This window comes from Microbacterium sp., from assembly GCF_026393345.1.
Lineage (GTDB): Bacteria > Actinomycetota > Actinomycetes > Actinomycetales > Microbacteriaceae > Microbacterium.
Window position 1 is genome coordinate 44,815 of the sequence record NZ_JAPLAI010000042.1, and the last position, 13,011, is coordinate 57,825.

Sequence of the window (13,011 nt, forward strand, 5' to 3'; positions counted from 1 at the left end):
GCCGCGCCGGGTGTGTCAAGGACGGGGAGGACGCTCCTGCGGCGGATAGCGTGGGGTCATGTCCGACCCCGCCGCCTCAGACCCCGCCGCGCCGAAGGCCGGCCCCGGGATCCCCGCGCGCCTCATCGCCTGGGCGCTGCAGCGCAAGCCCGTCCGTGCCTTCCTGCTCTACAGCGAACACCGCGGACCGGCGCTCGCAGACGGCATCACCTACCGCACCCTGTTCAGCGTGTTCGCCGGCGTCCTGCTGGGGTTCTCCCTCGCTGCGCTCTGGCTGTCCGGCAACCCGACCGCGTGGGACGCCCTCGTCGCGGCCGTGGACAACGCCATCCCGGGCATCGGCGACATCATCAATTTCGACGACTTCCCGGCGCCGGCCGGGCTCACCGTCGCCGGGATCGTGTCGATCATCGGACTCGTGGGCGCCGCCATCGGGGCGATCGGATCGCTGCGTGCGGCGCTGCGGACGATCGCCGGCAAGATCCACGACGACATGTTCTTCGTCTGGGTGCTGCTGCGAAACCTTCTGCTCGCGATCATCGTCGGTGGTCTCCTGGCGGCCTCCGCCGCCGCGACCGTCATCGGCTCCGCCTCCATCGAGACGGTGACCGGCTGGCTGGGACTGCCGAAGGACTCGTTCCTCGTGAACGCCGCGACGACCGCGGTATCGCTCGTGATCACCTTCGCCCTGGACACGGTCGCGATCGTCATCGCGTTCCGGATGCTGTCCGGGGTCCGGGCCCCCGCGCGGGCACTGTGGACCGGGGCGCTCCTGGGCGGGTTCGCCCTCACCGTGCTGCAGACGCTCTCGGGGCTGTTCGTCGGTGGGGCGAAGTCCAACCCGCTGCTGGCCACCTTCGCGTCCCTCATCGCGCTGCTGCTGTGGCTGAACCTCTCGTCGCAGGTCATCCTCATCGCCGCCGCGTACATCGTCACCGGGGTGGAGGACGCGGCGGACCGGGTGCATGCGCGGTACGCCGCGACGACCTTCGCCCAGCGCCGGGTGCGCCGGGCAGAGATCGATGTGCAGGCCGCGACCGACGAACTGCGCGCCGCGCAGGAAGCGGAACATCACGAGCGGGCTGCCGGGTCATGATCACCGTCCCCGCGTACACGGCCGGCCAGGTCGCCGCCGCCGAACTCCCGCTCCTCGACCGGGGCGAACCACTGATGGCTCGCGCGGCGGCCGCGCTCGCCGAGATCGCCCGCAAGGAAGGCGTCCTCGGCGACCGGGGCATCCTCATCCTCGCCGGCCGAGGGGACAACGGAGCGGACGCGCTGCTCGCCGGCGGTCACCTGGCCGCGGCCGGTCTCACGGTCGATGCCGTGCTCACTGCGGGCGACGCCCGCCCACACGCGGTCGAGGCCGCGGTGGCGCACGGGGTCCGCATCCGTGACGCCGCCGATATCCACCCCGGTGAGCATTCCGTGATCGTCGATGGCATCCTCGGCATCGGCACCCAGGGCGATCCGGTGCTGCGCGGGGACGCGCGCACCGTGGTGGCGGCGCTGCTGCCCGCCGTCCGGGTGGGTCGTACGCACGTCGTCGCCGTCGATCTGCCGAGCGGGCTGCATCCGGATCTTGGGACCGTCGCCGACGACCTCGTGCTGCCGGCCGCCGTCACCGCCACGTTCGGCGCGGTCAAGGCGGGACTGGCCCGCGGCCGGGGACCCGAGCTCACCGGATACCTCGTCCTCGTCGACATCGGGCTCGACCTGCGCACGGCGGAGCCTGCCGGTACCGCGGCGGTCGACGAGATCGTCGAGGCGCGGGACCCGTCAGCGGGCGTAGCGGTCGACGAACGTGCGCAGCATCTGTGAGGGGTGGCTCACCGGAGTGCGGCGCACCGCATCCAGGGTGAGCTCCAGTTCGTCGTCACCGAAGTAGCCGTAGCCCGCGTAGGCGTGGATGCGGGTCGTGATGCCGTCGACGTCGAGTTCCGGGTGGAACTGCGTCGCGTACACGTTCTGACCCGACCGGAACGCCTGCACCGGGCAGGCCGGCGACGAGGCCAGCAGCGTGAGGTGCGACGGCAGCACGCTGACGGACTCCTTGTGGCCGACGAACGCGTCGAACGTGTCGGGGAGGCCGGCGAACAGCGGATCGGCGCGCCCGGCGTCGGTGAGCGTCACCGGGACGATGGAGATGGGCTCGCTATGGGTTCGGTCCACCTGCGCGCCCTGGTGCACGCCGAGCGTGCCCACGCCATAGCAGGCGCCGAGGAAGGGTGCGTCCGCGGCGACCACGCGGTCGAGCAGTGCCCCCATCTCCGTTTCGACCCGTCGCTGCGCCGCGGACTTCTTTTCCGGTGCGTCGGAGGCGTTGAACGGGCCGCCGCCCACGATGATGCCGGAGATTGCGTCGAGATCGAGCGGCGGCATCGGCTCCGCCTCGAGCCGGATGCGGATGAGTTCCCGCTCCTCCAGCCCGCTGTAACGCAGGAACAGGTCGTATTCCTCGTCCGCCGGACCCGATTCGGCGCGGGTGGCGAGGAGGACGAAGGGCTGCACGCGGGAATTGTACGCGGTCCGACCGATCGGAGTGTGCGGTGGCTAGGCTGAGGCCATGGCTATCGCACGACTTTCCGGAGGCCCGCTCGACGGGCAGGTAATCCCGCTCGACGACACCGTGGACGACGCGTACATCGCGTCGTACAACGAAGGGCAGATCGTCTACCGCCGCGTGGGGGAGGACCAGCACGCGGGCGCGACCGACGGCCCCACCGAGGCGCTGTTCTCCTTCGTCGAGTCGACCGAGCCCCTCGACGTCACCGCCGGCGACGTGGACGACGTCCCGCACTCGTGACCGACGCGTCGGCGGACGGACACACGCGGGAGATCGAGGTCGAGCAGAAGTTCGACGTCGACGCGGCGGTGGAACTCCCCGACTGGACACTGCTGCCCGAGGTGGCGGCGGTGGGGGAGGCGGAGGTCCGCGAGCTCGACGCCCGGTACCTCGACACCCCCGACCTCGCGCTCGGCCGCGCGAAGGTGGCGTTGCGGCGCCGCACGGGCGGTCCGGACGAGGGGTGGCATGTGAAGATCTCGGCCGCCGACGGCCGCCACGAGTGGCACTGGCCGCTCGGTGAGTCCACCGATGTCCCGGATGCGGTCGCCGAGGCGCTCGCGGACCGTGCCGTGCCGCCGTTCACCCCGATCGCCCGCATCCGCAACCACCGGGTGGCCTACGCCCTCACCGACCGTGACGGCGGGAAGCTCGCGGAGGTGGTCGACGACCACGTGACCGCGACCGCGGAACGAACCGGACGGGTCAGCAGCTGGCGCGAGTGGGAGGTCGAGCTCGGCCCCGCAGCGCCATCCGATGGCGTGTGGCGCGAGGCGTTCTTCGCCGCCGTCGAAGCGCTGGTGCGCGGCGCGGGCGGCGCCCCGGCCGCATCCGATTCCAAGCTGGGACGTGCGCTCGGACTCTGACCCGTACACGTGACGAGGGCGGCCCCGGATCTCTCCGGTGCCGCCCTCGTGGTCTCTGCCGTGGGTCAGAGGTTGATCATGTGTCCCGCGAGGCCGTGGAAGGCCTCCTGCACCGCCTCGGACAGCGTGGGGTGCGTGTGGACGTTGCGAGCCGCCTCGAGGGCCGTGAGGTCCCACTTCTGAGCCAGCGTCAGCTCCGGCAGCAGCTCCGACACGTCGGGTCCGATGAGGTGGCCGCCGAGGAGCTCGAGGTGCTCGCCGTCCGCAATCAGCTTGACGAAGCCAATGGGCTCGCCCAGACCGTTCGCCTTGCCGTTGGCGCTGAACGGGAACTTCGCGACCTTGACGTCGTAGCCGGCGTCCCGCGCCTGCTGCTCGGTGAGGCCGAACGAGGCGACCTGCGGCGAGCAGAACGTCGCGCGCGGCATCATCCGGTAGTCGCCGAGAGTCTGCGTCTCCGCCTTGCCGATGGTCTCGGCGGCGACGACCGCCTGCGCCTCGGCGACGTGCGCGAGCTGCAGCTTCGCGGTGACGTCACCGATGGCGTAGATGCCGTCGACGTTCGTGCGCATGTAGTCGTCGATCTCGATGGCCCCACGTTCGGTGAGCTTCACACCGGTGTTCTCCAGCCCGAAGCCGGTCACGTTCGGGGCGAACCCGATCGACATGAGCACGCGGTCGGCCTCGAGGGACCCCTTGGCGCCGTCGGCGTTGGCGCTGTACGACACCGACACCGACGAGCCGTTGTCGACGATCGACTCGACCTTGGTGGAGGTGAGGATGTCGATCCCGTACTTCTTGTACTGGCGCTGGATCTCCTTGGAGACCTCGGCGTCCTCGTTGGGCAGCGCCCGGTCGAGGAATTCGATGATGGTGACCTTCACGCCGAAGTTGCTCAGCACATAGGCGAACTCCATGCCGATGGCGCCGGCGCCCACGATCGCGATGGAGTTCGGGAGTTCACGGTTGAGGATCTGCTCCTCGTAGGTCACCACGTTCTCGCTCAGCGTGACGCCGGGAAGCAGACGCACCGTCGAGCCGGTGGCGATGATCGCGTTGTCGAAGGTGACGCGCTCGGTGGAACCGTCGGTCTTGGCGACATCGATGGTGTGGGCGTCGGCGAACGTGCCCCGACCCTCGTACTCGGTCACCTTGTTCTTCTTCATCAGGAAGTGGATGCCCTTGACGTGGGTCGCGGCCACGGTGCGGCTGCGGTCCCACGCGGTGCCGAAGTCGAAGTGCACGTCACCGGAGATGCCGAACAGCTCAGCCTGGTGGGTGAAGGTGTGCGCGAGGTCCGCGTTGCGGATGAGCGCCTTGGAGGGGATGCAGCCGACGTTGAGGCACACACCGCCCCAGTACTTCTCTTCGATGATGGCGACCGAGAGGCCCAGCTGTGCGCTGCGAACCGCTGCGACATAGCCGCCGGGGCCCGCGCCGAGGATAACGACGTCGTAATGAGGCATGCTCTCAGCCTATCGCTCGATGGAGTCGTCTCGTCCCGCGCTGCGGGTGGCGGCAGCGTCCTTTCCCTGCCGCGCGCGGGCGGCGAGCAGGGTGATCACGGCGGCGAGTACGAGGAGCACGATCACGGCGCCGATGATCCACGGCAGTGGGCTCGCGGCGTCGTCCTCGACGGTCGTCGTCACGAGCGGCGTCTCGCTCGGGCTCGCCTCCTCGGAGGGGACGACGGACGCCGACGCCGACGCCGTGACGGTGGGGGTCGGCTCCGCCGTCGCCGGGCCCGCCACAGTGAACGACAGCTCGCCCGACACCGGGTGGCCGTCGCTGGAGACCACGCGCCACAGCACGGTGATGTTCCCCGTCGCCGTCCCGTCGAGCGGCTGCGTCACCACGTTCTGATTCGTTTCGGGGGAGCCGCTCGACAGCTCCGTGCCGGCCGCATCCGTGACCTGCACCACGGTGCTGCCCTCGTCGGAGAGGAGTGCGGCGCTGAAGGACAGCGTGAGTGCGGCGGGGAGGACTTCGACAGTCGTGCCGTTCGCGGGGTCGGAGGAGATGAGTGAGTCGTGGGCGGCGGCGGGGCGCGCCGACAGCAGGACGGCGCTCCCGGCCAGCAGCAGCGCGAGGAGCGCGAGGACGACGGGGCGGAGCACGCGGCGAGTCGGATGTGCGATCACGAGCACGAGCCTACGAGGAGTTCCCGTGCACGCGGTGAGCGTCGGGTCTCCGGCAGCGGAGTGCCGGTCGGGCCTTTCCGGGCGGCGACGCGGCGCCTACGCTGGGCGGTGGCGGGCACCCCTGTCCGTCGGAGCGACGAGACGAAGGTGGGCGGGGCGATGGACTCGATGATGATGGATGCGATGTCGGACGAAGCGATGACGATGCGCGGAGCACCGGCGATGGACATGGAGCTGATGCAGGCGTGTATCGACGCGTGTTCTGCCTGCGAGCAGGCGTGCACGATCTGTGCGACGCAGCTGATGTCGTGCGCACCGGCGTGTATGAACTGTGCCGACATGTGCTCGACCATGATGCGTTCGATGCTCCGGATGCAGGGGATGACACCGCCGGTCATGATGGCGATGCTCGACGCGTGCATCGCCATGTGCCAGCAGTGCATGGACGAGTGCATGGAGCACTCGGACAACGCCGTCTGCATGATGTGCGCGCAGTCTTGCCGGGCGTGCATGGACGCCTGCATGGCGATGAAGGACGCGATCGCGGCCTGAGCGTCAGGCGGTCTCGCGCACGTTGAACCGCGCGCGACCTGTGGCGAGCACCCGGTATCGGGCGTGGACGGCGACCGGCGCGCCCGGCAGAGCGGCCGAGGCCGCCCCGGCGGCGCTGAAGTAGGTCGTCAGCGTGTCGGTGTCCCATGCCCGCACGGTCACGGTGCCGTGTTCGGCATCGGCGGCGACGACGATTCCGTCGACCCATTCCGAGGGCGTGGCGGCCGCGAGCCGCGACTGGATGAGGTGCAGCGCGTGTCCCGGGTCGTACGACGTGCACGGTCCGCCGCTGTGGCACATGCACTCCGCGGCCGATCGCACCGGAACGGGGCGGGCGGGGCGGAAGGAAGGAAACACGGCACTCTCCGGGTCGGTGATGCGGACGACAGCTACGGTACGTACGGTTGCGCCGGCACGCGCGGATACCGACACACACGGCAACATTCGGCAGCTCGGACGCCCCGCCCGGCACTTTCGGGAGGCGTCTGATCGGTTAGGCTGGACGAAGAGGAGGACGACGTGGACGAGAAGCGCGAGATCCCGGCTGACGACATCCGCCGCGGGTCCGGTGGACGAGTGCCGACGCACGACACCACCCAGACATTCGGACACGACTCCGACCTGTCGTTCGTGCCGTTCGGCAGCGAGCTGACCGACGCCGAGATGGAGGCGATCGAGGCGCTGCCCTCGGGCTCCGCGCTCCTGATCGTGCGATCCGGTCCCACCGCCGGTGCCCGCTACCTGCTGGACACCGACGTGACGACCGTCGGCCGGCATCCGGATGCGGACATCTTCTTCGACGACGTCACGGTCTCCCGCCGTCACTCCGAGGTCACCCGCCTGGGGACGACGTTCGAGATCGTCGACCAGCGCTCGCTGAACGGCACCTACGTCAACGGTGAGCGGGTCGATCGCGCCACCCTGCTCAACGGTGCGGAAGTGCGCATCGGCAAGTTCCGGCTCATCTTCCTCGTCTCGCCCGCCGACCTGTCGGCGGACGGCTGATGGCCGCTGCTCCAGCTCGGGGGAGCAGCGGGGCACAGGGACTGCTGAGCATCGGTCAGGTGCTCGCGCGCCTCGAGTCGGAGTTCCCGGCCCTCACCTCCAGCAAGCTGCGCTTTCTCGAAGTGCAGGGGATCGTCCGCCCCCGCCGCACCGAGTCCGGGTACCGGAAGTTCGCCCAGGAGGACCTCGAGCGGCTGCGCCTCGCGCTCACCCTGCAACGGGACCACTACTTGCCCCTGCAGGTCATCCGCGAGTACCTCGACGACATCGAAGCCGGCAAGTCGCCCGCATCCCCGGCCGGCGTCCGCTCGATCGTGCCGCCCGCCCGGCGCTACCGCCGCGACGACCTGCTGCGAGAGGCCGGTGCCGCGCCGCAGGTTCTCAACGACGCGATCGGCCTCGGCCTCATCGCCGGCGGCGACACGTACGACGACCGCGCACTGGCCATGCTGCGCTCGCTCGTCGCCCTCGACCGGCACGGCATCGAGCCGCGGCACCTGCGGGCGCTCCGCCAGAGCGCGGACCGCGACGTCGCTCTCATCGAATCGGCGCTGGCACCGCTTCGCCGCCGCACCGACGCGACATCCCGCGGCCGCGCCGCCGAGGTCGCTCCCGAGCTGGCGCGGCGTCTGGCCGACGTACGCGACGCGCTGATCCGCACGGCGCTCGACCGGCTCGACGGGTGAACGCGCGACACGCCGACTCCGTGGAGCGGATGTCGTTGATCCGCTCCCGACCCTCCTCTAGCGTGGAGGAAACGATGTGGAAAAGGAGGCCGCCGGCATGAACGCAGGCGAACCGATCGGGGAACCGGTCTTCTCGGCCGACCTCCTCTTCACCGACGGCCTTCCGGAGATGGACGACGAGCTGGGCTACCGCGGCGCGGTCGCCGCTCGCGCCGCCGGCATCACCTACCGCCAGCTCGACTACTGGGCGCGTACCGAGCTGGTCCAGCCGACCGTGCGCGGCGCGAGCGGCTCTGGCTCGCAGCGCCTGTACGGCTTCCGCGACATCCTCGTGCTCAAGCTCGTCAAGCGGCTGCTGGACACCGGCATCTCACTGCAGCAGATCCGCACCGCGGTCGATCAGCTCCGTGCGGCCGGCATCCGCGATCTCGCCGGGACGACCCTCATGAGCGACGGTGCCTCGGTCTACCTGTGCACGTCGAACGACGAGGTCATCGACCTCGTCAGCCGCGGCCAGGGCGTTTTCGGCATCGCCGTGGGCAAGGTCCTCCGCGAGGTGGAATCCACGCTCGTCGAGGTCAACCTGCAGGCCCCGGACGCGGCTGACGAACTCGCCACGCGTCGCGCCAAGCGCACCGCCTGACTCGCCGCATCCCGCTCTCGAACCGGACGGGGTCCACGATCCGATGCGGACGTGTCGCGAGAATCGGGGATGTCGCGAGATTCGGACATGTCGGGCCAGGATGCTCCGAATCCGGTGACATCTCCGAATCCGGCGACCGCATCCGCGGCCCGGACTCAGGGTGCGGGAGCGGATTCCTCGGGCGTCGAGATGCGCCCGGTGCGCATGATGCGCTCCAGCAGCGCGTCGAAGTCGGCGGCGAGCTCCTGCGCGGAGTCTCCCGGCCACACGTGCAGTGGTTTCGCGGCGCCCTGCGCCTGCTGCAGCGAGGTGCGCTCGGGCAGCTGCGGCGACAGCACCAGGGGTCCGAACATGTCGCGTAGTTCCTTGATGCGGAACTGGTGCTCGATCGACTGCGGCCGCACCCGGTTCACGACGATGCCGAGCGGTTGCAGTCGCGGCGACAGCCCGCGGCGGATCTCCTCGATGGCACGGAGCGCCCGGTCGGCGGCGGCGACGGAGAACAGGCCCGGCTCGGTGACGACGACGACGCGGTCACTCGCCGCCCACGCGGTGCGGGTGAGGGCGTTCAACGACGGTGCGCAGTCGACCAGCACGAGGTCGTAGTCCGCCTCGACGGTCGCCAGGGCCTCCTCGAGCTTCCAGACATCACGGACGCTCGGATGCGGTCCGTCGAAGTTGATGGCGGAGGGGCTGCCGATGAGGACGTCGATCGTGCCGGGATGCACCTTGGTCCACCCGCTGGCGGTGATCGCCTGGCGGACGACCTTCTCCTTCGGGTTGGCCAGGACGTCGGCGACGTTGAGACGCCCCGCGACCTGGATGTCCATCCCCGTGGACACGTCGGATTGCGGGTCGAGGTCGACGACGAGAGTCCGCACGCCGCGGGCAAAAGCCGCTGAGGCGAGTCCGAGTGTCACGGTCGTCTTGCCGACGCCGCCTTTGAGCGAGCTGACGGAAAGAACATGCACGAGCGTCTACGTTACCCGCCCCTCGACGGTGAGCGCACTCCAAGCCTTCGGGCACGGTATGAATCGCCTCGGTGCGTGGTTCCTCTAGGCTGTGAGCAGACTCCGCCTGTGTCGTTAGGAAGTTAACGGGCATTCACCAGTCGTTCGACGGATGCGAGGCTGCATGTTCCGCAAGATTCTGGTTGCCAATCGTGGCGAGATCGCCATCCGCGCGTTCCGCGCCGCCTACGAAGTGGGAGCCCGTACGGTCGCGGTCTACCCGTGGGAGGACCGCTTCTCGCTGCATCGGCTGAAGGCCGACGAGGCGTACCAGATCGGCGACAAGGGCCACCCGGTGCGGGCGTACCTCGACGTGGATGAGATCGTCCGCGTCGCGCTCGAGAGCGGTGCCGACGCGATCTACCCCGGCTACGGATTCCTCTCCGAGAATCCGGAGCTCGCCGCGAAGGCGGCAGCGGCGGGCATCACGTTCATCGGACCACCGTCCTCGGTGCTGGAGATGGCCGGCAACAAGGTCACCGCCAAAGAGCACGCGATCGCGGCCGGCGTGCCGGTGCTGCGCTCCACACCCGCCTCCGACGACATCGACGCGCTCCTCGCGCAGGCCGACGAGATCGGTTTCCCCATCTTCGCGAAGGCCGTCGCCGGCGGCGGCGGACGAGGGATGCGGCGCGTCGAGGCCAAGGACGAGCTCGCCGAGGCGCTGGCCGCGGCCATGCGCGAGGCCGAGAGCGCTTTCGGCGACGCCCGCATGTTCCTGGAGCAGGCGGTGCAGCGGCCCCGTCACATCGAGGTTCAGGTGCTCGCGGACGCGGCGGGTGAGACCGTCCACCTGTTCGAGCGGGACTGCTCGGTGCAGCGGCGCCACCAGAAGGTCATCGAGATCGCCCCCGCCCCGAACCTGGACGACGACGTGCGCCAGGCGCTGCACCGGCACGCCGTGGCGTTCGCCCGGTCGATCGGGTACGTCAACGCCGGCACGGTCGAGTTCCTGCTGGAGACCGCGGGCCCCCGCACCGGCGAGGTGGTGTTCATCGAGATGAACCCCCGCATCCAGGTGGAGCACACCGTCACCGAGGAGGTGACGGATGTCGACCTCGTGCAGTCGCAGATGCGCATCGCGTCGGGGGAGACCCTCGCCGAGCTCGGGCTCACGCAGGGCGAGATCCGGCTGCGTGGCGCCGCCCTGCAGTGCCGCATCACCACGGAGGACCCGGCCCAGGGCTTCCGCCCGGACACCGGCAAGATCACGACCTACCGCTCGCCCGGCGGCGCGGGGGTGCGCCTGGACGGCGGCACCACGGCGGCCGGGTCTCAGATCAGCCCCCACTTCGATTCCATGCTCGCGAAGCTCACCTGCCGCGGCCGCGACTTCCCGGCAGCCGTCGGCCGTGCCCGCCGGGCGCTGGCGGAATTCCGCATCCGGGGCGTGTCGACCAACATCCCCTTCCTGCAGGCGGTGCTCGATGACCCCGAGTTCGTCGCCGGCGACATCAGCACCTCGTTCATCGAGGAGCGGCCGGAGCTGCTCGCGGGGCGCGAGTCCAAGGACCGCGGCTCGAAGATCCTCAACTGGCTCGTCGACGTGACGGTGAATGCGCCGAACGGCCCGAACCCCGAGGTCGTCGACCCGCGGGAGAAGCTGCCGGCGCTCGACCTGCTCGCGCCGGCACCCGCTGGCTCCCGGCAGCGGCTGCAGGAGCTCGGTCCCGCCGGCTTCGCCGCCGACCTCCGTGCCCGCACCGAGCTCGCCGTCACCGACACCACGTTCCGCGACGCGCACCAGTCGCTGCTGGCCACGCGCGTGCGCACCAAGGACCTCGTCACGGTCGCCCCGTACGTCGCCCGTCTCACACCGCAGCTGCTGTCGGTGGAAGCCTGGGGCGGCGCGACCTACGACGTCGCGCTGCGGTTCCTCGGCGAGGACCCGTGGGAGCGGCTCGATGCGCTCCGCGAGGCGCTGCCCAACGTCGCCATCCAGATGCTGCTGCGCGGTCGCAACACGGTCGGCTACACCCCGTACCCCACCCGGGTGACGGATGCGTTCGTGCACGAGGCCGCCGCATCCGGCGTCGACATCTTCCGGATCTTCGATGCGCTCAACGACGTGTCGCAGATGCGCCCGGCGATCGATGCGGTGCTGGCCACCGGCACCGCGGTCGCCGAGACCGCGCTGTGCTACACCGGCGACCTGCTCGACCCGGCCGAGACGCTTTACACCCTCGACTACTACCTGCGCCTGGCCGAGCAGATGGTCGACGCCGGCGCCCACGTGCTCGCGATCAAGGACATGGCGGGACTGCTGCGCCCGACGGCCGGCGCGAAGCTCGTCGAGGCGCTTCGTGCCCGATTCGACCTGCCGGTTCACGTCCACACGCACGACACCGCGGGCGGCCAGCTCGCGACACTGCTGGCCGTGAGCGCTGCGGGGGCGGATGCGGTCGACGTCGCCGCGGCACCCATGTCGGGCACCACCAGCCAGCCCTCGCTGTCGGCCCTCATCGCCGCCCTCGCCCACACCGAACGCGACACCGGCCTCTCGCTGCAGGCGGCCGAGGACCTGGAGCCATACTGGGAGGCCGTGCGTCGGCTGTACCGGCCGTTCGAGTCGGGACTGCCGGGACCCACCGGCCGCGTCTACCACCACGAGATCCCGGGCGGCCAGCTCTCGAATCTGCGTCAGCAGGCGATCGCGCTGGGTCTCGCGGATGATTTCGAACTGATCGAGGACATGTATGCGGCGGCGAACCGCATCCTCGGCCGCATCCCGAAGGTGACGCCCTCGTCGAAGGTCGTGGGGGACCTCGCCCTGCACCTCGCCGCCGTTCGCGCCGACCCCGACGACTTCGCCGAGAACCCGCAGAAGTACGACATCCCCGACTCGGTCGTGGGGTTCATGGCGGGCGAGCTCGGCGACCTGCCCGGTGGCTGGCCGGAGCCGTTCCGCACCAAGGTGCTCGAGGGGCGGACCGTGTCGATCGAGGTCGCGCCGCTGGCGGACGAGGATGCGGCGGCCCTCGACGCGGACTCCGTCACCCGGCGCGACACCCTCAACCGGCTGCTGTTCCCGGCACCGACCAAGGTCTTCCAGGACGCGCGGGAGACGTACGGCGACCTCAGCGTGCTCGACACCGCCGACTACCTGTACGGGCTTGCCACCGGCACCGAGCACGTGGTCGAGATCGAACGCGGCGTGCAGCTGTGGGTGGGTCTTGAGGCCATCGGCGAACCCGACGACAAGGGCATGCGCACCGTCATGACGACCCTCAACGGCCAGCTGCGGCCGGTGTTCGTGCGCGACCGCAGCATCTCGGTGCAGACCCGTCAGGCGGAGAAGGCGAACCCCAGCACTCCCGGTCACGTCGCCGCGCCGTTCTCCGGTGTCGTCACCGTCAAGGTCGCCGTGGGGGATACCGTGACGGCCGGTCAGGCGGTCGCCTCCATCGAAGCGATGAAGATGGAAGCGGGCATCACCAGCGCCCTCGACGGGGTCGTGGAACGGGTGGTCCTGCCGGCGACGGCGCAGGTGGAGGCGGGCGACCTTTTGGTCGTCGTGCGGCCCGCCGAGTAGCCTGTTCGGG

At 70.2% G+C, this 13,011-nt stretch carries 14 protein-coding genes; 9 read left to right on the top strand and 5 right to left on the bottom strand.

The features are described 5' to 3' along the window. Positions 1-58 precede the first annotated feature (58 nt). Together NT132_RS07565 and NT132_RS07570 are read left to right on the top strand one after the other, a co-directional pair. On the top strand, positions 59-1,096 hold the full coding sequence (locus tag NT132_RS07565; RefSeq protein WP_297787041.1) for a YihY/virulence factor BrkB family protein: 1,038 nt from the start codon (positions 59-61) through the stop codon (positions 1,094-1,096). After that, a complete protein-coding gene (locus NT132_RS07570; protein ID WP_297787043.1) occupies positions 1,093-1,821 on the top strand; it encodes an NAD(P)H-hydrate epimerase in 729 nt (242 codons plus the stop codon). The genes NT132_RS07565 and NT132_RS07570 overlap by 4 nt, the downstream gene beginning before the upstream one ends. On the opposite strand, the gene NT132_RS07575 is transcribed toward NT132_RS07570, so the two are convergent. Then, the gene (locus NT132_RS07575; RefSeq protein WP_297787045.1) at positions 1,780-2,511 is read right to left on the bottom strand and encodes a glutamine amidotransferase; all 732 of its coding nucleotides are present in this window, start codon (positions 2,509-2,511) and stop codon (positions 1,780-1,782) included. The genes NT132_RS07570 and NT132_RS07575 overlap by 42 nt on opposite strands. Before the next feature lie 55 nt (positions 2,512-2,566). On the opposite strand from NT132_RS07575, the gene NT132_RS07580 reads away from it, so the two are divergent. Continuing rightward, the gene (locus NT132_RS07580) at positions 2,567-2,806 is read left to right on the top strand and encodes a response regulator (protein WP_297787047.1); all 240 of its coding nucleotides are present in this window, start codon (positions 2,567-2,569) and stop codon (positions 2,804-2,806) included. Beyond that, positions 2,803-3,432 carry a CYTH domain-containing protein gene (locus tag NT132_RS07585; protein WP_297787049.1) on the top strand — a complete coding sequence of 210 codons (630 nt, stop codon included), beginning with the start codon at positions 2,803-2,805 and terminating at the stop codon, positions 3,430-3,432. The genes NT132_RS07580 and NT132_RS07585 overlap by 4 nt, the downstream gene beginning before the upstream one ends. A 65-nt stretch (positions 3,433-3,497) precedes the next feature. Here NT132_RS07585 and lpdA read toward each other — a convergent pair whose 3' ends face one another. Next, positions 3,498-4,898 (bottom strand): dihydrolipoyl dehydrogenase, encoded by a 1,401-nt coding sequence (gene lpdA, locus NT132_RS07590; RefSeq protein ID WP_297787051.1) that lies wholly within the window; start codon positions 4,896-4,898, stop codon positions 3,498-3,500. Positions 4,899-4,907: 9 nt separating this feature from the next. Next, positions 4,908-5,573: a copper resistance CopC family protein gene (locus NT132_RS07595; RefSeq protein ID WP_297787053.1), complete on the bottom strand. Its 666-nt coding sequence runs from the start codon at positions 5,571-5,573 to the stop codon at positions 4,908-4,910. A 159-nt stretch (positions 5,574-5,732) separates the two neighbouring features. On the opposite strand from NT132_RS07595, the gene NT132_RS07600 reads away from it, so the two are divergent. Next, on the top strand, positions 5,733-6,125 hold the full coding sequence (locus NT132_RS07600; protein WP_297787055.1) for a hypothetical protein: 393 nt from the start codon (positions 5,733-5,735) through the stop codon (positions 6,123-6,125). Positions 6,126-6,128: 3 nt separating this feature from the next. Here the strand turns inward: NT132_RS07600 and NT132_RS07605 are convergent, their stop codons facing one another. After that, positions 6,129-6,425: a hypothetical protein gene (locus NT132_RS07605; protein ID WP_297787057.1), complete on the bottom strand. Its 297-nt coding sequence runs from the start codon at positions 6,423-6,425 to the stop codon at positions 6,129-6,131. Positions 6,426-6,701: 276 nt separating this feature from the next. Between NT132_RS07605 and NT132_RS07610 the strand changes: the two genes are divergently transcribed. From NT132_RS07610 to NT132_RS07620, 3 genes are all read left to right on the top strand, one after another. Next, complete coding sequence (locus NT132_RS07610; RefSeq protein ID WP_297787138.1) at positions 6,702-7,130, top strand: FHA domain-containing protein; 429 nt, start codon at positions 6,702-6,704, stop codon at positions 7,128-7,130. Then, positions 7,130-7,816: a MerR family transcriptional regulator gene (locus tag NT132_RS07615; protein ID WP_297787059.1), complete on the top strand. Its 687-nt coding sequence runs from the start codon at positions 7,130-7,132 to the stop codon at positions 7,814-7,816. Before NT132_RS07610 ends, NT132_RS07615 begins: the two co-directional genes overlap by 1 nt. Positions 7,817-7,913: 97 nt before the next feature. Next, entirely contained in the window at positions 7,914-8,459 is a 546-nt protein-coding gene (locus tag NT132_RS07620) for a MerR family transcriptional regulator (protein WP_297787061.1), read from the top strand. A gap of 155 nt (positions 8,460-8,614) precedes the next feature. On the opposite strand, the gene NT132_RS07625 is transcribed toward NT132_RS07620, so the two are convergent. Continuing rightward, the gene (locus tag NT132_RS07625) at positions 8,615-9,430 is read right to left on the bottom strand and encodes a ParA family protein (protein WP_297787063.1); all 816 of its coding nucleotides are present in this window, start codon (positions 9,428-9,430) and stop codon (positions 8,615-8,617) included. Positions 9,431-9,593: 163 nt separating this feature from the next. Between NT132_RS07625 and NT132_RS07630 the strand changes: the two genes are divergently transcribed. After that, a complete protein-coding gene (locus tag NT132_RS07630) occupies positions 9,594-13,001 on the top strand; it encodes a pyruvate carboxylase (RefSeq protein ID WP_297787065.1) in 3,408 nt (1,135 codons plus the stop codon). Positions 13,002-13,011: the final 10 nt, after the last annotated feature.